This is a genomic window from Pelomonas sp. V22 (assembly GCF_030014915.1).
GTDB lineage: Bacteria > Pseudomonadota > Gammaproteobacteria > Burkholderiales > Burkholderiaceae_C > JAUASW01.
Genome location: NZ_JAGIXS010000001.1, coordinates 689,363 through 715,024, shown reverse-complemented (window position 1 = coordinate 715,024; position 25,662 = coordinate 689,363). Strand labels below are relative to the sequence as shown.

Here is a 25,662-nt window from a genome sequence, read left to right as displayed (position 1 = left end):
CGCGATCGAGCGCGCAGGCGCTTGATCGGTGCGAGCTCGCTCCCCCGAGGGGACGGCGATGCTCGCCGGATCGACCGGCAAGCACATCGCCAATGCGGGCCGGCTTGGGAGCGGCCCGGCGCTCGGTCCGCGAAGTTTCCGCTAGTTGGCGGCGCAGTTCGTGCCGTTGACCAGCTGTTGCAGGCCCGGCAGGTTGACGATGCGGATCTGGCGCTGCTTCACCTCGAGCAGGCCGTCTTCCTGGAACTTGGAGAAGGTGCGGCTGACCGTCTCGAGCTTGAGGCCGAGGTAGCTGCCGATTTCTTCGCGCGTCATGCGCAGCACCAGGCTGGAGGCCGAGAAGCCGCGGGCCTGCAGGCGCTGCGTGAGGTTCAGGAGGAAGGCGGCGAGGCGCTCTTCAGCGCGCATCGAGCCGAGCAGCAGCATCACGCCATGGTCGCGCACAATCTCGCGGCTCATGATCTTGTGGAACTGGCGCTGCAGCTCGTTGAACTCGCGCGAGAGTTCTTCCAGGCGGCTGAACGGAATCACGCAGACCTGCGAATCCTCCAGCGCCACGGCGTCGCAGCTGTGGCGGTCGCCGCTGATGCCGTCGAGGCCCAGCAGCTCGCCGGCCATCTGGAAGCCGGTCACCTGGTCGCGGCCGTCTTCCGAGGACACGCAGGTCTTGAAGAAGCCGGTGCGCACCGCAAAGATCGACTGGAAGACGTCGCCGGTGCGGAACAGGGCCTCGCCGCGCGGCACCTGCTTGCGCTGGCCCACGAGGCTGTCGATCTGGTCGATGTTTTCCTGGCTCAGGCCCACCGGCAGGCACAGCTCGCGCAGATTGCAGCTGGAGCAGGCGACCTTGAAGGGTTCGGGCTTGATGGGGCTGGTGGCGGTCATGGCACTCGTGGCGGTGTCGGTCAACATGATGATCCTCAATGTGTGGGCCATTGTTCGTTGCCGCACCCGCAGGGAGATTGATGCGGATCAAGTCTCATCCCTGTGCGCTTGGCAGAGTAGCGTTCATGGTCAAGACGCTTCATGAAACACCCGCCGGCATCGATGCCGACCTGCTGCGCCGCTTCGACGTTGCCGGGCCCCGCTACACCTCCTACCCGACCGCTGATCGCTTTGTCGAGGCCTTTGGCGAGACCGAGTACATCCAGGCACTGGAGCAGCGCAAGGCCATGGTCGGCGGCAGCGCGCCGCTGTCGGTCTATGTGCACATTCCGTTCTGCGAATCGGTCTGCTATTACTGCGCCTGCAACAAGGTGATCACCAAGCACCACGAGCGGGCCGGCGAGTATCTGGTGGCCCTGCGCAAGGAGCTGGCGCTGACGCTGCGCCACCTGGACCGCCAGCCGCAGGTGTCGCAACTGCACTTCGGCGGCGGCTCGCCGACCTTTCTGAATGATGGCGAGCTGGAGGCCTTGATGGCCGACCTGCGCCAGGCCTTCCGCCTGCAGCCGACGGCAGAGGTGTCCATCGAGGTGGACCCGCGCACCGTCAACGCGGAACGCCTGGCTCATCTGCGCAAGATCGGCTTCAACCGCCTGTCCTTCGGTGTGCAGGACTTCGATCCCGAGGTGCAGAAGGCGGTGCACCGCATCCAGAGCCATGACAGCGTCGTGAGCTTGATGAAGGAGGCGCGCGCGCTCGGCTTCGAATCGATCAACGTGGACCTGATCTACGGCCTGCCGTTGCAGACGCCAACCTCGTTCGCCCGCACGGTGGCCCAGGTGTCGGCCCTGAAGCCGGACCGCATCGCGCTCTACGGCTATGCTCATCTGCCGCAGCGATTCAAGCCGCAGCGCCGGATTGACGCGGCCGAGCTGCCGCAGGCGGCCGACAAGATCCAGATGCTCGCTGGCGCCATCGGCGGCTTTCTTTCGAACGGCTACAGCTACATCGGCATGGACCACTTCGCGCTGTCCACCGATTCGCTGGCCGTGGCCAAGCGCCAGGGGCGGCTGCATCGCAACTTCCAGGGCTACAGCACGCAGCCGGATTGCGACCTGATCGGCCTTGGCGTCTCCAGCATCGGCCGCGTGGGCGCCACCTACAGCCAGAGCGTCAAGACGCTGCCCGAGTACTACGACGCGCTGCGGCAGGATGAGCTGCCGGTCACGCGCGGCCTCGCGCTGAACCGGGACGACCTGGTGCGCCGCGCCGTCATCATGGCGCTGATGTGCCAGGGTCGGGTGGAGTTCGAGTCCATCGAGCTGGCGCATCTGGTCGACTTCAAGCGTTACTTCGCACCCGAGCTGGAGCGGCTGCGCGCATTGTCCGAGACTGGCATGGTGGAGCTGGAAGACGGCGCCATCCAGGTGACGGCCCTGGGCTGGTACTTTGTGCGCGCCGTGGCCATGGTGTTCGACCGCTATCTGCAGGCTGATCAGCAGCGCGCGCGGTTCTCGCGCATCATCTGAACCCATGCTCGATCTCGCACTCGCCGGCTCGGCCCTGATGATGGGCCTGGCCGGCACGCCCCATTGCCTGGCCATGTGCGGCCCGGCGGCTGCGGCCTGCGGAAGCGGCGGGCGCAGTGCGGCAGGCGCGTTCCAGCTGGGCAGGCTGCTCAGCTATGCGCTGGGCGGTGCCGTGGTGGCGGCGAGCGTGGGCGCCCTGGCCTGGCTGGGCGGCGCAGCGGCCTGGTTGCGGCCGTTGTGGCTGCTGGTCCATGGCGCGGCCCTGTTGCTCGGCCTCTATTTGCTGGTGTTCGCACGGCAGCCGGCCTGGCTCAGCCGGATCGGCCGGCAGGCCGAAGTGGCGACGCTGGCGCCGCCGGGGGCAGGGCGGGTCGTGCTGTCGGCGCCGGCACGCTCGGGCCTCGTGGGCCTCGCGTGGGTGGCCTGGCCCTGCGGTCTCTTGCAATCGGCGTTGCTGACAGCCGGCCTCGCCAGCGGACCGGCGGCGGGTGCCCTGGTGATGGCCTCTTTTGCTGCGGCTTCGGGCGCGGGCCTGGCGCTCGGCCCGGGCCTGCTGCTGAAGGCCGTGGGCGCCCGGGGCATGGCCTGGGCGGTGCGTGCTGCCGGCCTGGCGCTGATCGCGGCCTCCGGCTGGGCCCTGGGGCACGGTGTCTGGCTGCAGGTCGCGGCGCTCTGCGGCCTGCCCGTCTGAGCTGCCGATCAAGGCCAAGACTTATATAAGACTTGGACCCGCAGCCCACGCACCTGCCCTAGAATCGCCGCTCTAGTTGTTCACCCTCGGGCCTGTTTGATGGGCCGATCTGGATACCTCATGACTACTCAGCAACCGACCATCATCTACACCCTGACCGACGAAGCGCCGCTGCTGGCCACGGCCTCGTTCCTGCCCATCGTCCGTGCGTTCGCGGCACCGGCGGGCATCAACGTCGAGACCAGCGACATCTCGGTGGCCGGCCGCATCCTGGGCCAGTTCCCCGAATGCCTGTCCGAAGACCAGCGCGTGACCGACAACCTGGCGGCCCTCGGCAAGCTGACGCTCAAGCCCGAAGCGAACATCATCAAGCTGCCCAATATCAGCGCTTCGGTGGCCCAGCTGAAGGCCGCCATCAAGGAGCTGCAGGACAAGGGCTACAAGATCCCCGACTTCCCCGAGAAGCCCGAGACCGACGAGCAGAAGGACATCCGCGCCCGCTACAACAAGTGCATCGGGTCGGCCGTGAACCCGGTGCTGCGCGAAGGCAACTCCGACCGCCGTGCTCCCAAGGCTGTCAAGGAATACGCCCGCAAGAACCCGCACAGCATGGCCGACTGGAGCCAGGCCTCGCGCTCGCATGTCTCGCACATGCATGCCGGCGACTTCTATCACGGCGAAAAGTCGATGACGCTGGACCGCCCGCGCAACGTCAAGATGGAGCTGATCACCAAGAGTGGCAAGACCATCGTCTTGAAGCCCAAGGTGGCCCTGCTGGACCGCGAGGTGATCGACAGCATGTTCATGAGCAAGAAGGCCTTGCTGGACTTCTATGAGAAGGAAATCGAAGACGCGCGCCAGACCGGCGTGATGTTCTCGCTGCACGTCAAGGCCACGATGATGAAGGTCTCGCACCCCATCGTGTTCGGCCACTGCGTGCGCATCTTCTACCGTGAGGCTTTCGAGAAGCACGGCAAGCTGTTCGACGAACTGGGCATCAACGTCAACAACGGCATGGTCGATCTGTACAACAAGATCGCCACGCTGCCGCAGAGCAAGCAGGACGAGATCAAGCGCGACCTGCACGCCTGCCACGAGCACCGCCCCGAGCTGGCCATGGTCGACTCGGCCAAGGGCATCACCAACTTCCACTCGCCTAATGACATCATCGTCGACGCCTCGATGCCCGCGATGATCCGCAACGGCGGCAAGATGTGGGGCGCCGATGGCCGCCTGAAGGACGTGAAGGCCGTGATGCCGGAGTCGACCTTCGCCCGCATCTACCAGGAGATGATCAACTTCTGCAAGTGGCATGGCGCCTTCGATCCGAAGACCATGGGCACGGTCCCGAACGTCGGCCTGATGGCCCAGCAGGCCGAGGAATACGGCTCTCACGACAAGACCTTCGAGATCTCCGAAGACGGCGTCGCCAACATCACCGACCTGGACAGCGGCGAAGTGCTGATGAGCCAGGACGTGGAGCAGGGCGACATCTGGCGCATGTGCCAGTGCAAGGACGCCGCGATCCGCGACTGGGTCAAGCTGGCCGTCAACCGCGCCCGCAATTCGGGCATGCCGGTGGTGTTCTGGCTGGACCAGTTCCGCCCGCACGAGGCCCAGCTGATCACCAAGGTCAAGATGTACCTGCATGAGCACAACACGCAGGGCCTGGACATCCAGATCATGAGCCAGGTGCGTGCGATGCGTTACACGCTCGAGCGCGTGATCCGTGGCCTCGACACCATCAGCGCGACCGGCAACATCCTGCGCGACTACCTGACCGACCTGTTCCCCATCATGGAGCTGGGCACGTCGGCCAAGATGCTGTCCATCGTGCCCTTGATGGCCGGCGGCGGCATGTACGAGACGGGTGCTGGTGGCTCGGCTCCTAAGCATGTGCAGCAGCTGGTGGAAGAGAACCACCTGCGCTGGGATTCGCTGGGCGAGTTCCTCGCCCTGGCCGTGAGCCTCGAGGACCTGGGCCTGAAGAACAACAACGCCCGCGCCAAGCTGCTCGCCAAGACGCTGGACGCCGCCACAGGCCAGCTGCTGGACAACAACAAGAACCCCAGTCCCAAGACCGGCCAGCTGGACAACCGCGGCAGCCAGTTCTACCTGTCGCTGTACTGGGCCCAGGCCCTGGCTGCGCAGACCGAGGACGCCGAGCTGGCCGCCAAGTTTGCGCCGCTGGCCAAGACCTTGGCCGAGAAGGAAGCCGCCATCGTGGCCGAACTGGCGGCGGTGCAGGGCAAGCCGGTCGACATCGGCGGCTACTACCTGCCCGACATGGCCAAGCTGTCGGCTGTGATGCGCCCGAGCGCGACCTTCAACGCTGCGCTGGCCTCGGTGGCTGGCTGATCGCGCGCTGATCGCCAGATGCAAGCCGGCCCTCGTGCCGGCTTTCTCATATCAGGCCCGCGCTAGAATTTTTTCGATCATTTCGGAGACGCTTCCCCATGTACCAGCACATCAAGGTCCCTGAGCAGGGCGCCAAGATCACCGTCAACGCCGACATGTCGCTTAATGTGCCGGACGAGCCCATCGTTCCCTACATCGAGGGCGACGGCACTGGCTTCGATATCACGCCGGTGATGCTCAAGGTCGTCGATGCGGCCGTGGCCAAGGCCTATGGCGGCAAGAAGAAGATCCACTGGATGGAGGTCTACGCTGGCGAAAAGTCGACCAAGGTCTATGGCCCTGACGTCTGGCTGCCGGAAGAAACGCTGGCCGCGCTGCGCGAGTTCGTGGTCTCGATCAAGGGCCCGCTGACGACGCCGGTGGGCGGCGGCATCCGCTCCTTGAACGTGGCGCTGCGCCAGGAACTGGACCTCTACGTCTGCCTGCGCCCGGTGCAGTACTTCAAGGGCGTGCCCTCGCCGCTGAAGGAACCCGAGAAGACCAACATGGTCATCTTCCGCGAGAACTCGGAGGACATCTACGCCGGCATCGAGTACGAGGCCGAGAGCGCACAGGCCAAGAAGCTGATCACGTTCCTGCGGGAGGAGATGGGCGTCAAGAAGATCCGCTTCCCCGAGACCTCGGGCATCGGCATCAAGCCAGTCTCACGAGAAGGCACCGAGCGCCTGGTGCGCAAGGCGATCCAGTACGCCATCGACAACGACAAGCCCAGCGTCACCATCGTGCACAAGGGCAACATCATGAAGTACACCGAGGGTGGCTTCCGTGACTGGGCCTATGCGCTGGCGCAGAAGGAATTCGGTGCCGAGCTGATCGATGGCGGCCCCTGGTGCCGTCTGACGAATCCGAAGAGTGGCAAGACCATCACGATCAAGGATTCGATTGCCGACGCCTTCCTGCAGCAGATCCTGCTGCGCCCGGCCGAGTACTCGGTCGTTGCCACCTTGAACCTGAACGGCGACTACATCTCCGACGCGCTGGCGGCCCAGGTGGGCGGCATCGGCATTGCGCCGGGCGCCAACATGTCGGACTCGGTGGCCTGCTTCGAGGCCACGCATGGGACGGCACCCAAGTACGCCGGCAAGGACTACGTGAACCCCGGTTCCGAGATCCTGTCGGCCGAGATGATGCTGCGCCACATGGGCTGGACGGCAGCGGCCGACCTGATCATCAGCGCGCTGGAGAAGGCCATCGCCAGCAAGAAGGTGACCTATGACTTCGCCCGCCTGATGGACGGCGCGACCCAGGTGTCTTGCTCGGGCTTCGGCCAGGTCATGATCGACCACATGTGAGTCGCAGGCAGCCCGCTCTCGTGGGTTGCGATTCGCCAGCAAAAAGGCCCGCTTGCAGCGGGCCTTCGTCTTGATGCCTGACTTCTCGCCTCAGGCGGCGGCGCTCAGGCTGGACTCCTGCGCAGTGGGCGGTGGCATCTCGCCTTCGCCTTCCACCGGCGTGATGTTCTGCGCCAGCTGGCCCTTGGGGCCTTGCACCAGCTCAAAGGTCACGCGTCCACCCTGTCGCAGCGTGCGGAAACCCTCCATCTTGATCGCCGAAAAATGAGCGAAAACATCTTCGCCACCTTGTTCGGGTTCAATGAAGCCAAAGCCTTTGGCATCGTTGAACCATTTGACGGTTCCTGATTGCATACTTTCTCCAATTCTCCATCCCGGTGTCTAACGCACCGAGGCGGATTCTCAAAGGCTTGTCAGCGTCGTGTCAATCTCGTAGCGACCCGGAGGGCCCACCCGTATGGGTGGTGCGAAAGCTGGCTATCGACACTTGTGCCTAAGGCCGGCGTCCCCAGATGGGTTAGCAGCCGGTGGCGGGCGGCGCCCTGGCCCAATCGATAGAATTGAAGCCATGTCAGAGACCCCCCGTCAGCCGCCTGCGCCCCCTGTCGTCAAACCCGGCCGGGAGGACGTGGACGGCACGACCACGCTGGAGCGCGTGCCGCAGAAAACCGAGCCGCCGCGCCTCTACCAGGTGCTGCTTCTGAATGACGATTTCACGCCGATGGAGTTTGTCGTGATGGTGTTGCAGGAATTTTTTCGCCACGATCTGGATACGGCGACCCAGATCATGCTCAAAATCCATCACGAGGGGCGGGGCGTCTGCGGTGTGTTCACCAAGGACGTGGCCGCTACGAAAGTTGAATTGGTGCTGGCTGCCGCGCGGCGTGCAGGCCATCCCTTGCAGTGCATTATGGAGGCCGCATGATTGCCCAAGAGCTTGAAGTCAGCCTGCACATGGCGTTTGTCGAAGCACGCCAGCAGCGCCACGAGTTCATCACCGTGGAACACCTGCTGATGGCCCTGCTGGACAACCCCAGCGCGGCCGAAGTGCTGCGCGCCTGTTCGGCCAATATCGAAGACCTGCGCAAGAGCCTGTCGCAGTTCATCAAGGAAAACACGCCTACGGTGGGCGGTACCGATGAAGTCGATACCCAGCCCACGCTTGGATTCCAGCGCGTGATCCAGCGCGCCATCATGCATGTGCAGTCCACCGGCTCCGGCAAGAAGGAAGTGACCGGCGCCAACGTGCTGGTGGCCATCTTCGGCGAGAAGGATTCGCACGCCGTCTATTACCTGCACCAGCAGGGTGTGACGCGCCTGGACGTGGTGAACTACATCGCCCACGGCATCAAGAAGAGTGAGCCGCCCGAGCCCCCGAAGGGCTCGGAAGGCAATGGCAGCGGCCAGGAAAGCAGCGAGCGCGAGGAAGCTGAGCCGCAGGGCAAGGGCTCGCCGCTGGAGCAGTTCACGCAGAACCTGAACCAGCAGGCCAAGGAAGGCAAGATCGACCCGCTGATCGGCCGCGAGCCCGAAGTCGAGCGCGTGGTGCAGGTGCTGTGCCGCCGCCGCAAGAACAACCCGCTGCTGGTCGGCGAGGCTGGCGTGGGCAAGACCGCCATTGCCGAAGGCCTGGCCTGGAGGATTACCGAAGGTGATGTTCCGGAGGTCCTCGCCGAGTCGGTGGTCTATTCGCTGGACATGGGCGCGCTGCTGGCCGGCACCAAGTACCGCGGCGACTTCGAGCAGCGCCTCAAGGCCGTGCTGAAGCAGCTGAAAGAGCAGCCGCATGCCATCCTCTTCATCGACGAGATCCACACGCTGATCGGCGCCGGTGCGGCCTCGGGCGGCACGCTGGACGCGAGCAATCTCTTGAAGCCCGCGCTGAGCTCGGGCGCGATGAAGTGCATTGGCGCCACCACCTTCAGCGAGTACCGCGGCATCTTCGAGAAGGATGCGGCGCTGTCGCGGCGCTTCCAGAAGGTCGATGTGAACGAGCCCTCGGTCGAGCAGACCATCGAGATCCTCAAGGGCCTGAAGTCGCGCTTCGAGGAGCACCACAGCGTCAAGTACGCGCTGGGTGCCTTGCAGGCGGCTGCTGAGCTGTCCGCCAAGTACATCAACGACCGCCACCTGCCGGACAAGGCCATCGACGTGATCGATGAGGCCGGTGCCGCCCAGCGCATCCTGCCAAAGAGCAAGCAGAAGAAGACCATCACGCGCGCCGAGGTCGAGGACATCGTCGCCAAGATCGCGCGCATCCCGCCCGCCTCGGTGTCGACCGACGACCGCGGCAAGCTGAAGAGCCTGGACCGCGATCTGAAAAGTGTGGTGTTCGGTCAGGAACCGGCTATCGATGCGCTGGCCGCCGCCATCAAGATGGCGCGCTCGGGCCTTGGCAAGCCGGACAAGCCGATTGGCAGCTTCCTGTTCAGCGGCCCCACCGGCGTCGGCAAAACCGAGGTGGCCAAGCAACTGGCCTACATCCTCGGCATCGAGCTGATCCGCTTCGACATGTCGGAGTACATGGAGCGCCATGCCGTCAGCCGCCTGATCGGCGCGCCGCCGGGCTATGTGGGCTTTGACCAGGGCGGTCTGCTCACCGAGGCCATCACTAAGAAGCCGCATGCGGTGCTGTTGCTCGACGAGATCGAGAAGGCGCATCCCGACGTTTTCAACGTCCTGCTGCAGGTGATGGACCATGGCTCGCTGACCGACAACAACGGACGCAAGGCCGACTTCCGCAACGTCATCATCATCATGACGACGAATGCGGGCGCCGAGACCATGAACAAGTCGACCATAGGCTTCACCAACGCCCGCGAGCAGGGCGACGAGATGGCCGACATCAAGCGCCTGTTCACGCCCGAGTTCCGCAACCGGCTGGATGCCATCGTGTCCTTCCGCGCGCTGGACGAAGAGATCATCCTGCGCGTGGTCGACAAGTTCCTGCTGCAGCTGGAGAGCCAGTTGGCCGAGAAGAAGGTCGAGGTCACCTTCAGCGATGCCTTGCGGCAGCACCTGGCCAAGAAGGGCTTCGACCCGCTGATGGGCGCGCGCCCGATGCAGCGCCTGATCCAGGACACCATCCGCCGCGCGTTGGCAGACGAGCTGCTGTTCGGCAAGCTGGTCGACGGCGGCCGCCTGAGCGTGGATGTGGATGCCGAGGGCAACACCACGCTCGACATCCAGCCGCTGAAACCAGCCAAGGACAACAAGCCCAAGGCGGAGCCGGCGACCACGAACTGACGGACTGAAGGAGGGTTGAAACTTCAGCCCTGCTTGAAGAACCCAGCGAGCAGCGCGTGCAAACGCGGCTGCTCGTTTTTCATTTCCAGCGGCGCGACGAAGAAGGCCTCCACGGCCACGGCGAAGAATTCTTCCAGGCTCTCGGCGCCGTAGGGATCGATCAGCGTCACCTCGCCGGCATCGACGCGCTCGCAGAACTCGGCCCATTCGGGTTCGATCACGTCCAGCCAGGCCTCGCGCTCGGCGGTGCTGGCGAGCGGCGGCACGCCGTCTGCCCAGCCATCGCGCATGTCGATCACATGGGCGAACTCGTGGATGACGACGTTGTAGACGCTGTCGCCCGGCTCGATGCTGGCGTCGGCCTCGCTCCAGGCCAGCATCAGCGGGCCGCCTTCCATGGCCTCGCCGGCCAGCAGCTCCTCGTACTGGTGGACGACGCCGTCCTCATCCATGGACTCGCGCTGCGCCAGCACCTCGTTCGCATGGACGACGATGCCGACGAAGCCGTCGTACCAGGAGAGCCCCAGCTTGAGGATGGGCAGGCAAGCCTGCGCCGCGATGGCGAGGGCCACCTCGTCGGTGACCACGAAGCCGGCGGCGCCGTGGAATTCCTTTTGCGCGAGGAACAGGGAACAGAGGCGGCGCAGCTCGATCAGGTCGTCCGGGCTGCGGGCGTTCACGAAGGGATAGCGCGCCAGCGTCAACTGCCAGAGCGGCTCGGGGATGGCGTGGCGTTGCAGTAGCGCGGCCTCGCGGCGCTGTTGCCAGGCCTTCAGGAGGCGGCCGAACATCTCAACTCAGCTGGATGCGCTGCAGGCCGGCGGCGCTCAGGCGCAGCACGTCGCCACGCGGCGACTCGTCATCGAAGTCCCAGTCGGACAGCACGTGGCGCTGCAGGCCTTGGCCCAGCTCATGCGTCATCGGCCGGTGCGTGTGGCCATTGATCATCTGCGTGCAGCCGGCCGCTTGCAGCCAGGCCACGCAGGCCTCGGTGTCGAGGTCTGCGTAGGTTTCCTGTGCGGCCTGCTTTTGCTGGCTGGCATCGCGCAGTTGCTTGGCCAAGGCCTGGCGCACGGCCAGCGGCTGGGCCAGCGTGCGTTGCTGCCAGGCCGGGTCGCGCACCATGGCGCGGAAGTGCTGGTACTCAAGGTCAGCCAGGCACAGTGCGTCGCCATGCGTCAGCAGGATCTCTTGTCCGAAGGCGCGGAGCACCGTCGGGTCGGCCAGCGCCTGCATGCCGCAGTCGGCCAGCATCTGCTCGCCGACCAGGAAGTCGCGGTTGCCGATCATGTAGAACAGCGGACGCTGCTGGGCGGCTTCGCGCAGCAGGGCGGTGATCTCGGCTTCGAAGCCTTCGAAGCGGGCATCGTCGCCGAGCCAGACCTCGACGATGTCGCCGAGCAGCAGCACCGCCGAGGCCGGCGTTTCAGCCAGATGGCGACGCAAGCGCTCAACCGTGCGGGGCAGGGCGGGCGAGAGGTGCAGGTCCGACAGCAGATCAATCGCCGTCCAGCTGGACGGCGCGATCAGGCTGGCGAACGCCGGCGTCTCAATTGACTTCAACCGCGCGCTCGATCACCACATCTTCCAGCGGCACATCGTCATGGAAACCGCTGCGGCCGGTCTTGACCTTCTCGATCGCGTCGACGATGTCCTTGCCCTCGACCACCTTGCCGAACACGGCATAGCCCCAGCCCGAAGGCGATTCGGACTTGAAGTTCAGGAAGCCGTTGTTGGTGGTGTTGATGAAGAACTGGCTGGAGGCCGAGTGCGGCGCATTGGTGCGTGCCATGGCCAGCGTGTAGTGATCGTTGGTCAGGCCGTTGTTGGCTTCGTTCTGGATCGGCGCGTCGGTGGACTTCTGCTTCATGCCGGCTTCCATGCCGCCGCCCTGGATCATGAAACCCTTGATGACGCGGTGGAAGATCGTGCCGTCGTAGTGGCCCTTGCGCACGTAGCTCAGGAAGTTGGCGACGGACAGCGGCGCCTTCTCGACATCGAGTTCGATGCGGATCACGCCCTTGTTGGTATGCAGTTCGACGGTATGGCTCATTTCTTGGACTCCACAATGGCTTTGGTGATCAGGATGGGGGTGAGCGGCAGGTGCTGGAAAGCATCGCTCTTGGCCGCCACGGGCACGGCACGGATCTGGTCGACGACCTCCATGCCCTCAATGACGCGGCCGAACACGGCATAGCCCTTGCCGTCGCGGGCGTTCTCGGCGTCGAGGCCGGGGTTGTCGACCGTGTTGATGAAGAACTGCGAGGTGGCCGAGTCGGGATTGCTGCTGCGCGCCATGGCGATGCTGCCGCGCACGTTGTTCAAGCCGTTGGCGCTCTCCAGCGGGATCGGTGCCTTGGTCGGGCGGCCTTCGAGCTTGGTCGTGTAGCCGCCGGTCTGGATCATGAAGTTTTCGATCACGCGGTGGAAGATCAGGCCGTTGTAGTGGCCGGCCTTCACGTAGGCGATGAAATTGGCAACAGTCTTGGGCGCTTTCTCGGCATCGAGCTCGACGCGGATGTCACCGACGGTCGTCGTCAGCTTGACCACGGTCTGCGCCAGCGCGCCAGCACTGAAGGCCAGGCTGAGGCTGAGGGCGGCCAGGGCTTGCAGGCTCTTGGAGGCGAGGCGTTTCATCGGCGGTCTGGTCTCTGAGTGGATGGGCATGCCGCCAGGCTGGGCCGGCGAGAGAGTGATTGTGGCTCAGCGCTTGCTGTCGTTGTTGCGTGCGTTGCTGGCGATCAGCTCGCGCGAGCGGCTCAGCTTCAGGCTCGCCTGGGCCTGCGTGGGGCTGGTCAGCTTGGCGGCCTGCTCATAGGCACGAGCGGCCAGGCGCAACAGCACGTCGCCCAGGTTCTCCTGCGCCAGCGCATGGTCGGGCTGCAGGCGCACGGCCTGTTCCAGGGCCAGGCGGGCGGCATCGAGCTCGCCACGGCCGGCCTGGATCACGGCCAGGTTGTTGAAGGGGTCGGCGAGGTCGGGGAAGTCCTGCGTCAGCGCGGTGAACAGCTTGGCGGCCGCGTCGAGCTCACCGAGTTCCATGCGCATCACGGCCAGTGCGAAGCGCGGCTTGGCGTCGTTGGGCGACTGGCTGACCAGGCGCTCGACAGCGGCGATGGCCTGGACTTGCTTGCCGGCGTGCCAGAGGGCCTGGGCTTCATCGAGCGGCGCGATGGCGAAGCTCGCCAGGGGCAGGGCGAGGACCAGGAGGGCAAGAAGCCGCGCGGGGCGCCGGAGGGTGGACATCGTGGTGATTCTTCGGGTTGCGGTGCGGATGCGCACGCCGGGGCAGGGTCAGTGCTGGCGCGATGCCAGACCCCTGTCGGTATACTGGATTGGCATTCTAAGGCGCTGCCGCCAAACGCGCCCTGGTGCATCCAGGGCCGGCGCCAGCCGCCCCCGCACCCAGAAGAAGCACCCAAGCATCGAAGAATTCCCGCGCCGCCGGCTTTCGCAGCCGAGGCCGCGGTCACCAGAAGTCCCATGTCCCTGCGCATCTACAACACGCTGACCCGCGCGGTCGAGCCTTTTGCCCCCATCGACCCTGGCCATGCGCGCATGTACGTCTGCGGCATCACGGTCTACGACCTCTGCCACATGGGGCATCTGCGCATGAACATGGCGTTCGACGTGATCTACCGCTGGCTGCGTGCGAGCGGCCTGAAGGTCACCTACGTGCGCAACATCACCGACATCGACGACAAGATCATCAAACGCGCCGTCGAGCGCGGCATCACCATCCGGCAGCTGACCGACGAGATGAGCGCGGCCATGCACCAAGATTTCTCGGCTGTGGGCCTGCTCTCGCCCGACCAGGAGCCGCGCGCCACCGACTACGTGCCGCAGATGCTGAGCCTGATCGAGCGCCTCGAGCAGCGCGGACTGGCCTACCGCGCGGCCGATGGCGACGTCAATTTCGCGGTGCGCAAGTTCGAGGGCTACGGCAAGCTCAGCGGCAAGAGCCTCGACGACCTGCGCGCCGGCGAGCGCGTGGCCGTCGATTCGGGCAAGCAGGACCCGCTGGACTTCGTGCTCTGGAAGGCCGCCAAGGCCGAGGAGCCGGCCGATGCCAAGTGGGCAGGCGGCCCCGCCGGCTTCCATGAAGGCCGTCCCGGCTGGCACATCGAATGCTCGGCCATGAGCTGCGCGCTGCTGGGCGAGAGCTTCGACATCCACGGTGGCGGTGCCGACCTGCAGTTCCCGCACCACGAGAACGAGATCGCCCAGAGCCAGGGCGCGGGCTATCCGTTCGCCCGCTACTGGCTGCACAACGGCTTCCTGAATGTCGACGGCGAGAAGATGTCCAAGAGCCTGGGCAACTTCTTCACCATCCGCGACGTGCTGCATAAGTTCGACGGCGAGTCGCTGCGCTTCTTCATGCTGCGCACGCACTACCGCCGCCCGTTCAACTTCAGCGACGCCCACCTGGAAGATGCGCGCACGGCGTTGACCCGCCTGTACACGGCGCTCGACGCTGTGGCGCCGGCCGAGGTGGCGATCGATTGGAGCGAGCCCAGCGCCGCCGCCTTCAAGGCCGCGATGGACGAAGACTTCGGCACGCCGGGCGCCTTGGCCGTGCTGTTCGAACTGGCCGGCGAGGTCAACCGCGAACGCTCGGCCGAACGCGCCGGTCTCTTGAAGGCCCTCGGAGGCGTGCTGGGTATTCTTCAGCAAGAGCCCAAGGCCTATCTGCAAGGCGGTAGCGGCCTCGATGAAGCCGCCATCCAGGCGCAAATCGACGCCCGTGCCGCCGCCAAGGCCGCCAAGAACTTTGCCGAGGCCGACCGCATCCGCAAGGAGCTGGCCGCCCAGGGCATCGAGCTGAAGGACACGCCGCAAGGCACCTCCTGGGTGAAGGCCTGAGCGGATGGCACGCGCATCGGCGGGGGTGACCCCGGAGTATTGGGATGAGGCCTGCCGCCACCTGGTCAAGCGCGACCGGGTGATGAAGAAGCTCATCCCCCAGTTCGGCGAGGCCAGGCTGCAGAGCAAGGGCGACGCGTTCACGACGCTGGCCCGCTCGGTCGTCGGCCAGCAAATCTCGGTCAAGGCCGCCCAGGCGGTCTGGAACCGTTTTGCGGCACTGACCGATGGCCCGTCTTCAAAGATCCAGCCGGCGGCGGTGCTCGGCTTGGCCGTCGAGACCTTGCGGGCGGCCGGACTGTCGGCCCGCAAAATCGAATACCTACGTGACCTGGCGCAGAACTTCGAGGCTGGCAATGTTCATGTGCGCCAATGGCAGCAGATGGACGACGAAGCCATCATCGAGGAGCTGGTGGCGATCCGCGGCATCGGCCGCTGGACGGCCGAGATGTTCCTGATCTTCCACCTGATGCGGCCCAATGTGATGCCGCTGGACGACCTGGGCCTGCTCAAGGGCATCAGCGAAAACTACTTCTCCGGCGAGCCGGTATCGCGGGCCGAGGCACGCGAAGTGGGCGAGGCCTGGGCTCCCTACCGCTCGGTAGCCACATGGTACATTTGGCGCAGCCTCGATCCGCTGCCTGTGGATTACTGACGCCCTGGCAGCCTCCCGCGCCCGGCTCCATTGAGCCGCCCGCCGACAAGGCCCATCATCACTGAGAGACCCTAGCAGGATGAGCAAGAAACACTTCCTCGAATTCGAGCAGCCGATCGCCGAGCTCGAAACCAAGATCGAAGAGCTGCGCTACGTGCAAAGCGAGTCGGCCGTCGACATCTCCGAAGAGATCGACCGCCTCTCCAAGAAGAGCCAGCAGCTGACCAAGGACATCTACGGCAATGTGATGCCCTGGCAGGTCTACCAGATCGCCCGCCATCCGCAGCGCCCGCAAACCCTGGACTACTGCGCAGAGGTGTTCACCGAGTTCCAGGAACTCCACGGCGACCGCCATTTCGCTGATGACCCGGCCATCGTCGGCGGCCTGGCCCGCTTCAATGGCCAGCCTTGCATGATCGTCGGCCATCAGCGCGGTTCCGACGCCAAGGAGCGCACGCTGCGCAATTTCGGCATGCCGCGCCCCGAGGGTTACCGCAAGGCCCTGCGCCTGATGAAACTGGCCGAGAAGTTCGGCCTGCCGGTTTTCACCTTCATCGACACCATGGGCGCCTATCCAGGCATCGGTGCCGAGGAGCGTGGTCAGTCCGAGGCCATTGGCAAGAACATCTTCGAGATGGCCCAGCTGGAAGTGCCCATCATCGCCACCGTGATCGGCGAAGGCGGCTCCGGCGGCGCCCTGGCCATCGGCGTGGCTGATCAGGTGCTGATGCTGCAGTTCGCCGCCTATTCGGTGATCTCGCCGGAAGGTTGCGCCTCCATCCTCTGGAAGTCTTCCGCCCGCGCCTCCGAGGCGGCCGAGGCCCTGGGCATCACCGCCCACCGCCTGAAGGCCCTGGGCCTGATCGACAAGATCGTCAGCGAGCCGGTCGGCGGCGCCCACCGCGATGCCAAGCAGATGGCTTCCAGCCTGAAGCGCGCCCTCGGCGACGCCCTGCGCCAGGTCAGCGACCTGAAGCCGGACGCCCTGCTGGAGCGCCGCTACGAGCGCCTGCAGGCCTATGGCCGCTTCGGCGACACCAAGAACCGCTGAGTCCTTGCCGGATAGTCCGGTCGTTGCCGTTGCCTACAGCGGCGGCCGTGATTCCACTGCGCTCCTCCATGCGACAGCCCGCAGCGCCCAAGACCTGGGTCTGCGGGTTCTTGCTTTGCATGTCCACCATGGCCTGAGTGCCCATGCCGACGACTGGCTGGCGCATTGCCGCGAGCAATGCGAGGCCTGGGCGGCGTCGGGGCTGCCGGTGCAGTTCCTGTTCCGTCGGCTGGACGGCCAGCCCGGTGCGGCGCAAAGCATCGAGGCCTGGGCCCGAGAGGGTCGGTACGAGGCACTGCAAGCGATGGCCAAGGAGCAGGGCGCCGACCTGCTGCTGCTGGCCCAGCATCGGCGCGACCAGGCCGAGACCTTCCTGCTGCAGTCGCTGCGCGGTGCCGGCGTGGCCGGCCAGGCGGCGATGCCGGCTTTGCAGCAGCGTGGTGGCCTCACCTGGGTCCGCCCCTGGCTCGGCCGATCTCGCGAGGCTGTCGAGGCCTATCTGCAAGCCCATGGCCTTGGTTTCATTGACGACGACAGCAATTTGGATCCCCGCTACGCCCGCAACCGCCTGCGCCTGCAGGTCTGGCCGGTCTTGAGCGAGAGCTTCCCGCAGGCCGAGGCGGCGCTGGCCCAGTCCGCGCAATGGGCGCAACAGGCGCTGGATCTGCAGCGAGAGATGGCCGCGCATGACCTGGCCCTGCTGGCCAGCGAGGCGGGCCTGGACCTGCGACAACTTCGCCAACTCTCGCCGGCCCGCGCCAGCAACGCGCTGCGTGCCTGGCTGTTGCAGGTGCTTGACGACCCCGCACCAGCCAGCTTGGTCCTGCGGCTGCTGGAGGAGGCCGAAGTCCACGGCCGCTGGCCTTGCGCCGCCGGTGAGCTGCATCTCTATCGCGGCCTGCTGAGCCTGCAAGCGGTGGCGCCAGCGTCGCCTGTATCGCCCCGATCCAGCCTGCAACTCGACCTCAGCCGCCCCGGCCTCTATCCTCAGCCCGGGTGGCAGGGCGCCTGGCAGGTCGAGCTGGTGCAGAACGAAGGGGCTTCGGAAGATGTCTTGCGATGCTTGACGATGCGCGAACGCAGCGGCGGCGAGCAGTTCCAGCCGCATGTCAAAGGCCTGCCACGCAGCCTCAAGAAATGCTTTCAGGATCAGGCGGTTCCGGCCTGGCTACGCCAGGGGCCGCTGCTGTTTTGTGGTGATGAGCTGGTCTTCGTTTCGGGCCTTGGAATGGACGCGCGCCGCCTCGCCGAACCAGGCGCGCCGCAGCTCCGCCTCAGCTGGATTCCTGACGCCCGCCTGTAATCGTCATCAGGGTTTTGCTGCATTGCGATAGCTAGAATCGACGGCTCGCATGCATGCGGCGCTTCGCTGCGACGCATCCCCCGAATTCCGCGCATCCCAGAAGAATTCAAATGGCACTGATCGTTCACAAGTACGGCGGCACGTCGATGGGTTCCACCGACCGCATCCGCAACGTCGCCAAGCGCGTCGCCAAATGGGCGCGAGCCGGCCATCAGATGGTGGTCGTGCCCTCGGCCATGAGCGGCGAGACCAACCGCCTGCTGGGCCTGGCCAAGGAACTGCAGCCCGCCAGCAGCAGCCCCGAGCTGATGCGCGAGATGGACATGATTGCCGCCACCGGCGAGCAGGTCTCGGTCGGCTTGCTTGCCATCGCCTTGCAAGCCGAAGGCATGGACGCCGTCAGCTACACCGGCTGGCAGGTGCCCGTGGCCACCGACTCCTCCTACACCAAGGCCCGCATCGAGAGCATCGACGACAAGCGCGTGCGCGCCGATCTGGCGGCCGGCAAGGTCGTGGTCATCGCCGGCTTCCAGGGCGTGGACGAGGACATGAACATCACGACCCTGGGTCGCGGTGGTTCGGACACTTCTGCCGTGGCCATCGCCGCTGCGATGAAGGCCGACGAATGCCTGATCTACACCGACGTGGACGGCGTTTACACCACCGACCCGCGCATCGTGCCCGAGGCGCGCCGCCTGCACACGATCAGCTTTGAAGAGATGCTGGAGATGGCGAGCCTCGGCTCCAAGATCCTGCAGATCCGCTCGGTCGAGTTTGCCGGCAAATACCGTGTGCCGCTGCGCGTGCTCTCGAGCTTCACGCCCTGGGATATCGACATCAACGAGGAAGCCAAGTCCGGCACCCTGATCAGTTTTGAAGAGGACGAAAACATGGAACAAGCCGTCGTGTCCGGCATCGCCTTCAACCGCGACGAAGCCAAGGTGACCTTGCTCGGCGTGCCCGACAAGCCCGGCATCGCCTTCCAGATCCTCGGCCCCGTGGCCGACGCCAACATCGACATCGACGTCATCATCCAGAACGTCTCGCAAGACGGCAAGACCGACTTCTCCTTCACCGTGCACCGCAACGATTACGCGCGCACGATGGAACTGCTCGAGAAGGTCGTCGGTCCGGCCGTGCAGGCCGCGCGCGTGATGGGCGATCCGAAGATCTGCAAGGTCTCCATCGTCGGCATCGGCATGCGCTCGCATGTCGGCGTGGCCTCGAAGATGTTCCGCGCGCTGAGCGAAGAGGGCATCAACATCCAGATGATCTCCACGAGCGAGATCAAGACCAGCGTCGTCATCGACGAGAAGTACATGGAACTCGCCGTGCGCGCGCTGCACAAGGCCTTCGATCTCGACCAGGAAGTTTCGGCCTGATTCGCCGGAGAGCCAGAAAAACGCTGCTATACTGCGAGGCTCTTCTGGAGACGTGACCGAGTGGCCGAAGGTGCTCCCCTGCTAAGGGAGTATGTGGGCAAAACCTGCATCGAGGGTTCGAATCCCTCCGTCTCCGCCAGAAAGTATGGAAACCCGCCCTTGTGGCGGGTTTTTCTATTTCCGGCCCGCTTTCTCCCGAGCCTCCACACGTCGCACCACAGCGATCAGATATTCCGCCGGCACGCGATAGCCGCTGCCGTCGGCCCAGGGCTTGATGGCGTCGAGATAGCGGCCCTGTACGCGGGTCCGTGTCTCAGCATCGAAGCGCGACCAGGCCAGGGCGACCGGGCCGCCGGCAAAGGCGGCTGCGCAGGCCGCGTCAGCATCGGGGTAGCGCAACGCGTCGCTGCGGCGCCGTTGCAGGCTGACCTGCAAGCCGACGGAGGCGCACAGCCGGGCCAGCGCATCGCCTTGCCCCAGGCTGAAGAACAGCGGGCAGACCTCGCTGCGAACCTCGACATCGACGATGCCGAACAGCGGCGCCCAGCCACAGCGCACGCGCTCACCCCAGACCGCCAGCACCGCTCGGCCACCCGGGCGCAGCACGCGATGCAGCTCGCGTAATGCGGCCGCCGGGTCCGGCACGTACATCAGGCCGAGGCAGCACAGCGCGAGATCGAAGCCGGCGTCCACACCGGCGTCGGGCAAGGCAAGTTGCTCCGCATCCATGCGTGCAAAGCCGGCCTGAACAAGACCGAACGCCTCGGCCTGCTGGCGGGCCGCCTTCACCATGGCCTCCGACAGGTCGACGCCCAGCACGCGGCCGGTCGAGCCGACGGCGCGGGCGGCCGCAGCCGAGAGCAACCCGGGCCCGCAGGCCACGTCGAGCACGGCCTCGCCCTGCGCCGGTGCGGCCAGCGCCAGCAGCTCGTCCTGCAGGCCGGCCAGCGGGCCGTGCCAATGGCGCGCATAGGCCTCGGCCGCGCGGTCCCAGCCGTAGCGCTGGATGCGGCGCTGCAGGCGATCGTCCGCATTCACGCCGGTCATCACGCCGGTGGTCACCTTCAGGCGCGCGTGATGACGACTTCGAGGTAGTCGGCCGGCACGACCAGGGAGCTCGGGCCCGCGCGGTTCAGCCCCTCCAGCAGCTCGATCAATTCGCTCGCCAGGGCCTCCGCCTTGTCGGGCGTCTGGGCCGCGAAGGCCTTGTTCACCGGCCCGTACCACTGGCGGAAGACCTCGACGTAATGTGGCGCCGAGCGGTAGCGGAACACGAACTGGCGCGGTGTGATCTGCAGCCGGGCCGCCTTGTTGCCGAACAGCTCGCGCAGATGCGCCTCCGTGCCCCACAGCGATGGAGGCTGCACACCGGCTGGCGGCGGTACGTAGCGGCCGAGCAGCTTGAAGATGCGGCCGACCATGCTGTCGGGCGTCCAGTTCGCGAGGGCGATGCGGCCGCCGGGGCGCACCACGCGCGCCAGTTCATCGGCCGCGCGCCGGTGGTCGGGCGTGAACATCACGCCGAAAGTGGAGAGGGCGGCATCGAAGCTGCCGTCAGCAAAGGGCAGGGCCTCGGCGTCGGCCACCTGGAACTGCACGTCGAGCCGCTCGGCGCGTGCGCGTTCAGCGCCTCGCTCGAGCAGGCTGCCGACATAGTCCGTCGAGGTGACGAGGCAGCCGCGCCGCGCGGCGGCCAGCGTGGCATTGCCGTTGCCGGCGGCGACGTCGAGCACCCGCTCGTTCGTCCTCAGGTCGGCGGCTTCGGCCAATGTCTCGCCGACGATCTGCAGCGTGGTGCCGATCACGGCGTAGTCGCCGCTGCCCCAGGCGGCTTGCTGGCGGGTCTTGAGGGCGGCGAGGTCAAGCGGTGCATTCATGTGGATCTCCGGTGGCGGTTGCAAGGAGGGAGGGCTGCGCAGCGGCGTGGCAGGCCACTGTCGTGGCGGTGGCATGCCGCCGTCCTGTCTGATCGTCGCCCGCTCTTGCCCCAGCGTCCGCCAATCGCCAGAGACAGGCTTGCGGTGCTGGTGGTGGCGGGCCTGTCGCCGCAGAATCGCCGCAGCTGTTGTCAGGGGAGAGACGCCATGAGCATGGACAGGATCGCCGCCTCGATGGAACGGGTGAGCGCCGTGTTGCGCCGCAAGCCGCAGGCCGGCATCGGCCAGGACTCGGCTGCCACGGCGCGCTGGGACGGCGGGCTGCGCACCAGCGTGCACAGCGACACCGGCCGTTCGGTCCTGACCGACATGCCGGCCGAGATCGGCGGCGAAGACAGCGCGATGACGCCCGGCTGGCTGTGGCGTGCCGGCCTTGCGTCTTGCGCCGTGACCCGCATTGCGATGGCGGCGGCCGCCGAGGGCATCGTGCTGCAGACGCTGGAGGCGCGCGCCACCAGCCGTTCCGACCAGCGCGGCGTGCTGGCCATTCCCGATGCCGATGGCCACGCCGTGCCGGCCGGACCACTGGCCGTGGAGCTGCGGGTGCGAATAGGCGCGCCGGGCGTGCCGGCCGAGCGGCTGCAGGCCCTGGTGGCTTCGGTGGCCAGTTGCGCGCCGGTGAGCGGCCTCGTGGAGCAGGCCACGCCGCTGAGCTTGAGTGTCGACGTGATGGCGATCTGAGGCCGGCCCATGGATGCCTTGTCGCAGACGCTACGCGTGGTCCGCCTGGTCGGTGCGATCTTCCTGCATGGCCGCTTCACCGCGCCCTGGTGCTACCAGGCGCCGCATGCCGATGCGGCGGCACCGTTTCTGGAGCCCACGGCCGAGCGGGTCGTGATCTTCCACATGATCACCGAGGGCGAATGCTGGGTGGAGCTCGGCGAGGCTGAGCCGCTGCGCCTGGTGGCTGGCGACGTGGTGGTGTTTCCGCAGGGCCATGCGCACCGCATGGGCTCGGCGCCCGGCCTGCCGCCGGCCACGGGCGCGCGCCTGCACGAGGTGCTGGCCCGGCGGCCGCGCCTGCTGGCCTATGGCGGTGGCGGTGCCACGACCAAGCTGGTCTGCGGCTACCTCGCCTGCGACGCAAGGCTGGCGCGCATGCTGCTGGCCGGCCTGCCGCCGGTGCTCAAGGTCAGCGTGCGAGGCTCGGATGCGGGCCTGTGGCTGGAGGCCTCGGTGCGCTATGCGCTGGCCGAGGCGCGCTCGCCCCGGCCGGGCGGCCAGGGCCTGCTGGCCAAGCTGGCCGAGGTGCTGTTCATCGAGGTGCTGCGCATCCACATGAACGAGCAGTCGGGTGAGCGCACCGGCTGGCTGGCCGGCGTCAACGACCGCATCGTCGGTGCGGCCTTGCGCGCCCTGCATGCCGAGCCGGCGCGCGCCTGGACGCTGGAGGCGCTGGCCCAGGAGGCCTGCAGCTCGCGTTCGGTGCTGGCGGAGCGCTTCTCGCAACTGGTCGGCCAGTCACCCATGCAGTACCTGGCGCAATGGCGGATGCTGCTCGCCACCAACCTGCTCGCGCGCAGCAATGCGCCGCTGGCGCAGATTGCCGAGGAGATCGGCTACCAGACCGACACCGCCTTCAGCCGCGCTTTCCGGCGCGAGTACGGCATGCCGCCGGCCGCCTGGCGGCGTCGACAAGCCGGGGCTGCGATGGCGGCTGGAGCACCTGCTGGCGGATAGGGCCGATCCTCGGTGTCAGGTCGTGCGGAATCGGCAGCAGATACCGCAGAATCGCTGCAAGCGGTTGCCGACACCGCAGGATGCTTGAACCGAGATGCCGCTGGGCCAGTCTTTGCCTTCCGTCCAACAGGAGCGCCAGAGGCGCCACCGCCTGGTCATGGCGCTGGCCCTGGCCAATCTCGCCGTGGCCCTGCTGCTGGCCGGCCTGGTCGCTCTGCTGCTGCACACCAGCCACCGCGCCTTTGACGCGAGAGCCCGCGAGAGCGCCGATGCCCTGGTCGCCATCGCGCGGGCCAATGTGGCCTCCGAGTTCGCCCGTGTCGACGCCATGATGCAGGCCACGCTGGAAGGCATTGCGGCGCTGCGCCGGCGCGGTCCGCTCCGCGATGCCGAGGTCAACGAGACGCTGAGCTCGCACCAGCGCTTTCTGCCGGCCGTCGAGGGCTTTCGCATGGCCGATGCCGAGGGCCAGGTGCGCTGGGGCAATCAGCTGAATGAAGGCGCGGCGGTCAGCATTGCCGACCGCGACTACTTCATCCGGGCGCGCCAGCAGCAGGACCGCGTGGTGCTGGTCGGTCCCGTGAAGTCGCGCGTGTCGGGTCACTGGGTCGTGGGCCTGGCACGGCCGGTGATGGTTGAAGGCCGCTTCGCCGGCCTGCTCTATGCGAGCGTGACCACCGAGCATTTCAGGCAGCTCTTTGCCCACTACCAGCTCGAGCCGGGCGACGCCATTTCGCTGCGCACCGAGGACATGCGCCTGGTGGCTCGCCATGTGTCGGGCAACCCGACCGTGCCGGCCATCGACACCCACCCGATCTCGGCCGAGCTGCAGCAGGCGCTGCGCCTGAATACTGAACATGGGCTGGTGGTCTCGCGCCTCGCGTCCGATGGCGTGGAGCGCACCAGCGCCTACCGCCGCGTCGAGGGCTGGCCTTTCGTGGTGCTGGCGGGCCTGGACAACCAGCGCTTCTTCGCGCCTTGGCGCGCCCAGGTCTGGCAGGTCTCGCTGCTCGCCCTGCTGGCCTGGCTGCCGATACTCGGGGCCACGCTGGCCATCTATGCCGCTGGCCGGCGCGAAGCGCGCAGCGTGCGCGAGCTGGCGGCTGCCACGCGGCGCACGCTCGCCTTGCAGCGCGTGGCCGGCGACGGCATCCACATCGTCGACAGCCAGGGCCGCCTGGTGGCCATGAGCGATTCCTTCGCCGAGATGCTGGGCTCCACGCGCGAGCGTTTGCTCGGCCGCCATATCAGCAGCTGGGACGCCAACCAGGACGAGGCGCAGATCTCGGCCTGGCTGGCCAAGATCAAGGCCGGCGACAAGCAGCGCGTCGAGGTGCAGCACCGCCGCGACGACGGAAGCCTCATCGACGTGGAGCTGCATCTCAGCGTGGCCGACATCGACGGCCAGCGCTTCATCTTCAGCTCCGCCCGCGACGTGACCGAGCGCAAGCGCATGCTCGCCGCCATCGAGAGCTCGGCGGCGCAGATCCGCGACCTCTACGACAACGCCCCCTGCGGCTATCACTCGCTCGATGCAGCAGGCGTGATCGTCCACGTCAACGCGACCATGGCCGCCTGGCTGGGCCGCAGCAAGGAGGAGCTGATGGGCCGCGCGCACATGAGCGAATTCCTCGACGAGAGCGGGCGGGCCGAGTTTGCCGTGCGCTTTGAGCGGGCCAAGGCGCAAGGGCGTCTCGATGGCGTCGAGGTCCGCATCGCGCCGCCCGGCGCGCCCTCGCGCATCCTGCGCATCACGGCCGATGCCATCCGAGGGCCGGATGGCGAGTTCCTGATGAGCCGCAGCGCCAGCCAGGACGTCACCGCCCAACATGAAGCCCGTCACGAGGCCGCGCGCCTGATGCGCGAGCAGAGCGCCATGCTGGACAGCGAGATCGTCGGCATGATCAAGCTGCAAGGGCGCATCGCCGTCTGGAAGAACCGGGGCCTGGACCGCATCTTCGGCTACGCCCCGGGCGAGCTGGACGGCCAGTCGGCGCGCCTGCTCTATCCGGACGATGCCTCCTTCGAGGCGCTGGGTGCGGCCGCCTATCCGCTGCTGGCACAGGGCCTTCATTTCCGCACCCAGCTGCAGATGCGGCACAAGGACGGTCATCTGCTGTGGATCGACCTCAGCGGCGTCAGCATCGAAGGCGATCAATCGTTCTGGACCATGGTCGACATCAGCGCGCTCAAGCAGATGCAGGCGCAGATCGAGCACATCGCCTTCCACGATGCACTGACCCAGTTGCCCAACCGCCTGCTGCTGTCGGACCGGATGGCGCAGGCCATCTCGGCGGCACAGCGCGCCGGAACGCACGTGGCAGTCTGCTACCTCGACCTCGATGGCTTCAAGCAAGTGAACGACCAGCATGGCCACGACGCCGGCGACGCGCTGCTCGCCCAGATCGCGCAGCGGCTGCAGCAGGCGCTGCGTGGCCATGACACGGCCGCGCGCGTAGGTGGTGACGAGTTCGTGCTGCTGCTCACCGTGCTCAGCGAGGCCGAGGAATGGCGGCCCATCGTCGAGCGAGTGGTCGAGGCCATCGAACAGCCGGTGGACCTGGGCGGCGTCCTCTCGGTGCAGGTCGGCACCAGCGTGGGCGTGGCCCTGGCACCGCAGGACGGCGTCGATGCGCAAGAGCTGCTCACCCTGGCCGACCAGGCCCTGCTGAGGGCCAAGCGCGCTGGCAAGGGCCGTATCGTGCGGGCCTCGGCAGGACGCTAGTGGCC

At 66.6% G+C, this 25,662-nt stretch carries 23 protein-coding genes and 1 tRNA gene; 15 read left to right on the top strand and 9 right to left on the bottom strand.

The annotated features are described in order from the left end of the window. Nucleotides 1-141: 141 nt before the first annotated feature. Complete coding sequence (gene fnr / locus J7U46_RS03155) at nt 142-885, bottom strand: fumarate/nitrate reduction transcriptional regulator Fnr (protein ID WP_282824948.1); 744 nt, start codon at nt 883-885, stop codon at nt 142-144. Nucleotides 886-1,010: 125 nt separating this feature from the next. Here fnr and hemN point away from each other — a divergent pair, with 125 nt between their 5' ends. The 4 genes from hemN to icd all read left to right on the top strand — a co-directional run bounded on the left by hemN (nt 1,011) and on the right by icd (nt 6,815). Beyond that, nucleotides 1,011-2,414 (top strand): oxygen-independent coproporphyrinogen III oxidase, encoded by a 1,404-nt coding sequence (gene hemN, locus J7U46_RS03150; protein ID WP_282823374.1) that lies wholly within the window; start codon nt 1,011-1,013, stop codon nt 2,412-2,414. Between the two features lie 4 nt (nt 2,415-2,418). Further along, the gene (locus tag J7U46_RS03145; protein ID WP_282823373.1) at nt 2,419-3,105 is read left to right on the top strand and encodes a sulfite exporter TauE/SafE family protein; all 687 of its coding nucleotides are present in this window, start codon (nt 2,419-2,421) and stop codon (nt 3,103-3,105) included. A gap of 120 nt (nt 3,106-3,225) precedes the next feature. Further along, nucleotides 3,226-5,463 carry an NADP-dependent isocitrate dehydrogenase gene (locus J7U46_RS03140; protein ID WP_282823372.1) on the top strand — a complete coding sequence of 746 codons (2,238 nt, stop codon included), beginning with the start codon at nt 3,226-3,228 and terminating at the stop codon, nt 5,461-5,463. A 98-nt stretch (nt 5,464-5,561) separates the two neighbouring features. Next, a complete protein-coding gene (gene icd / locus J7U46_RS03135; RefSeq protein ID WP_282823371.1) occupies nt 5,562-6,815 on the top strand; it encodes an NADP-dependent isocitrate dehydrogenase in 1,254 nt (417 codons plus the stop codon). Nucleotides 6,816-6,905: 90 nt separating this feature from the next. Here the strand turns inward: icd and J7U46_RS03130 are convergent, their stop codons facing one another. Then, nucleotides 6,906-7,169, bottom strand: coding sequence for a cold shock domain-containing protein (locus J7U46_RS03130; protein WP_282823370.1), 264 nt, complete (start codon nt 7,167-7,169; stop codon nt 6,906-6,908). Nucleotides 7,170-7,383: 214 nt separating this feature from the next. Here J7U46_RS03130 and clpS point away from each other — a divergent pair, with 214 nt between their 5' ends. After that, nucleotides 7,384-7,740, top strand: a complete 357-nt coding sequence (gene clpS, locus J7U46_RS03125; RefSeq protein ID WP_282823369.1) for an ATP-dependent Clp protease adapter ClpS — start codon at nt 7,384-7,386, stop codon at nt 7,738-7,740. Next, the gene (gene clpA / locus J7U46_RS03120; RefSeq protein WP_282823368.1) at nt 7,737-10,061 is read left to right on the top strand and encodes an ATP-dependent Clp protease ATP-binding subunit ClpA; all 2,325 of its coding nucleotides are present in this window, start codon (nt 7,737-7,739) and stop codon (nt 10,059-10,061) included. Before clpS ends, clpA begins: the two co-directional genes overlap by 4 nt. Before the next feature lie 23 nt (nt 10,062-10,084). Here the strand turns inward: clpA and J7U46_RS03115 are convergent, their stop codons facing one another. The 5 genes from J7U46_RS03115 to J7U46_RS03095 form a co-directional block, all read right to left on the bottom strand. Then, nucleotides 10,085-10,852, bottom strand: coding sequence for a M90 family metallopeptidase (locus J7U46_RS03115; protein ID WP_282823367.1), 768 nt, complete (start codon nt 10,850-10,852; stop codon nt 10,085-10,087). 1 nt (nt 10,853) lies between these two features. Beyond that, nucleotides 10,854-11,624, bottom strand: coding sequence for a UDP-2,3-diacylglucosamine diphosphatase (locus tag J7U46_RS03110; protein ID WP_282823366.1), 771 nt, complete (start codon nt 11,622-11,624; stop codon nt 10,854-10,856). Next, nucleotides 11,611-12,114 (bottom strand): peptidylprolyl isomerase, encoded by a 504-nt coding sequence (locus J7U46_RS03105; protein ID WP_282823365.1) that lies wholly within the window; start codon nt 12,112-12,114, stop codon nt 11,611-11,613. Before J7U46_RS03105 ends, J7U46_RS03110 begins: the two co-directional genes overlap by 14 nt. Next, nucleotides 12,111-12,698: a peptidylprolyl isomerase gene (locus tag J7U46_RS03100; protein WP_282823364.1), complete on the bottom strand. Its 588-nt coding sequence runs from the start codon at nt 12,696-12,698 to the stop codon at nt 12,111-12,113. Before J7U46_RS03100 ends, J7U46_RS03105 begins: the two co-directional genes overlap by 4 nt. Before the next feature lie 66 nt (nt 12,699-12,764). Further along, on the bottom strand, nt 12,765-13,307 hold the full coding sequence (locus J7U46_RS03095; RefSeq protein ID WP_282823363.1) for a tetratricopeptide repeat protein: 543 nt from the start codon (nt 13,305-13,307) through the stop codon (nt 12,765-12,767). A gap of 237 nt (nt 13,308-13,544) precedes the next feature. Here J7U46_RS03095 and cysS point away from each other — a divergent pair, with 237 nt between their 5' ends. The 6 genes from cysS (at nt 13,545) to J7U46_RS03065 (ending at nt 19,454) form a co-directional block, all read left to right on the top strand. Further along, complete coding sequence (gene cysS / locus J7U46_RS03090) at nt 13,545-14,924, top strand: cysteine--tRNA ligase (protein ID WP_282823362.1); 1,380 nt, start codon at nt 13,545-13,547, stop codon at nt 14,922-14,924. Nucleotides 14,925-14,928: 4 nt separating this feature from the next. Then, a complete protein-coding gene (locus J7U46_RS03085) occupies nt 14,929-15,579 on the top strand; it encodes a DNA-3-methyladenine glycosylase (RefSeq protein WP_282823361.1) in 651 nt (216 codons plus the stop codon). 79 nt (nt 15,580-15,658) lie between these two features. Next, complete coding sequence (locus J7U46_RS03080) at nt 15,659-16,630, top strand: acetyl-CoA carboxylase carboxyltransferase subunit alpha (protein ID WP_282823360.1); 972 nt, start codon at nt 15,659-15,661, stop codon at nt 16,628-16,630. A 4-nt stretch (nt 16,631-16,634) separates the two neighbouring features. Next, nucleotides 16,635-17,933, top strand: a complete 1,299-nt coding sequence (gene tilS / locus J7U46_RS03075) for a tRNA lysidine(34) synthetase TilS (protein WP_282823359.1) — start codon at nt 16,635-16,637, stop codon at nt 17,931-17,933. 110 nt (nt 17,934-18,043) lie between these two features. Further along, complete coding sequence (locus J7U46_RS03070) at nt 18,044-19,315, top strand: aspartate kinase (protein ID WP_282823358.1); 1,272 nt, start codon at nt 18,044-18,046, stop codon at nt 19,313-19,315. Nucleotides 19,316-19,361: 46 nt separating this feature from the next. Beyond that, nucleotides 19,362-19,454, top strand: a tRNA-Ser gene (locus J7U46_RS03065). A gap of 35 nt (nt 19,455-19,489) precedes the next feature. Here J7U46_RS03065 and J7U46_RS03060 read toward each other — a convergent pair. Together J7U46_RS03060 and J7U46_RS03055 are read right to left on the bottom strand one after the other, a co-directional pair. Continuing rightward, nucleotides 19,490-20,377, bottom strand: coding sequence for a methyltransferase domain-containing protein (locus J7U46_RS03060; RefSeq protein WP_282823356.1), 888 nt, complete (start codon nt 20,375-20,377; stop codon nt 19,490-19,492). 2 nt (nt 20,378-20,379) lie between these two features. Further along, on the bottom strand, nt 20,380-21,192 hold the full coding sequence (locus tag J7U46_RS03055; RefSeq protein WP_282823355.1) for a class I SAM-dependent methyltransferase: 813 nt from the start codon (nt 21,190-21,192) through the stop codon (nt 20,380-20,382). A gap of 207 nt (nt 21,193-21,399) precedes the next feature. On the opposite strand from J7U46_RS03055, the gene J7U46_RS03050 reads away from it, so the two are divergent. The 3 genes from J7U46_RS03050 to J7U46_RS03040 all read left to right on the top strand — a co-directional run bounded on the left by J7U46_RS03050 (nt 21,400) and on the right by J7U46_RS03040 (nt 25,657). Beyond that, entirely contained in the window at nt 21,400-21,933 is a 534-nt protein-coding gene (locus J7U46_RS03050; RefSeq protein ID WP_282823354.1) for an OsmC family protein, read from the top strand. A 9-nt stretch (nt 21,934-21,942) separates the two neighbouring features. Then, entirely contained in the window at nt 21,943-22,932 is a 990-nt protein-coding gene (locus J7U46_RS03045) for an AraC family transcriptional regulator (protein ID WP_282823353.1), read from the top strand. 112 nt (nt 22,933-23,044) lie between these two features. Beyond that, on the top strand, nt 23,045-25,657 hold the full coding sequence (locus tag J7U46_RS03040; protein ID WP_282823352.1) for a diguanylate cyclase: 2,613 nt from the start codon (nt 23,045-23,047) through the stop codon (nt 25,655-25,657). The last annotated feature ends 5 nt before the right edge of the window (nt 25,658-25,662 follow it).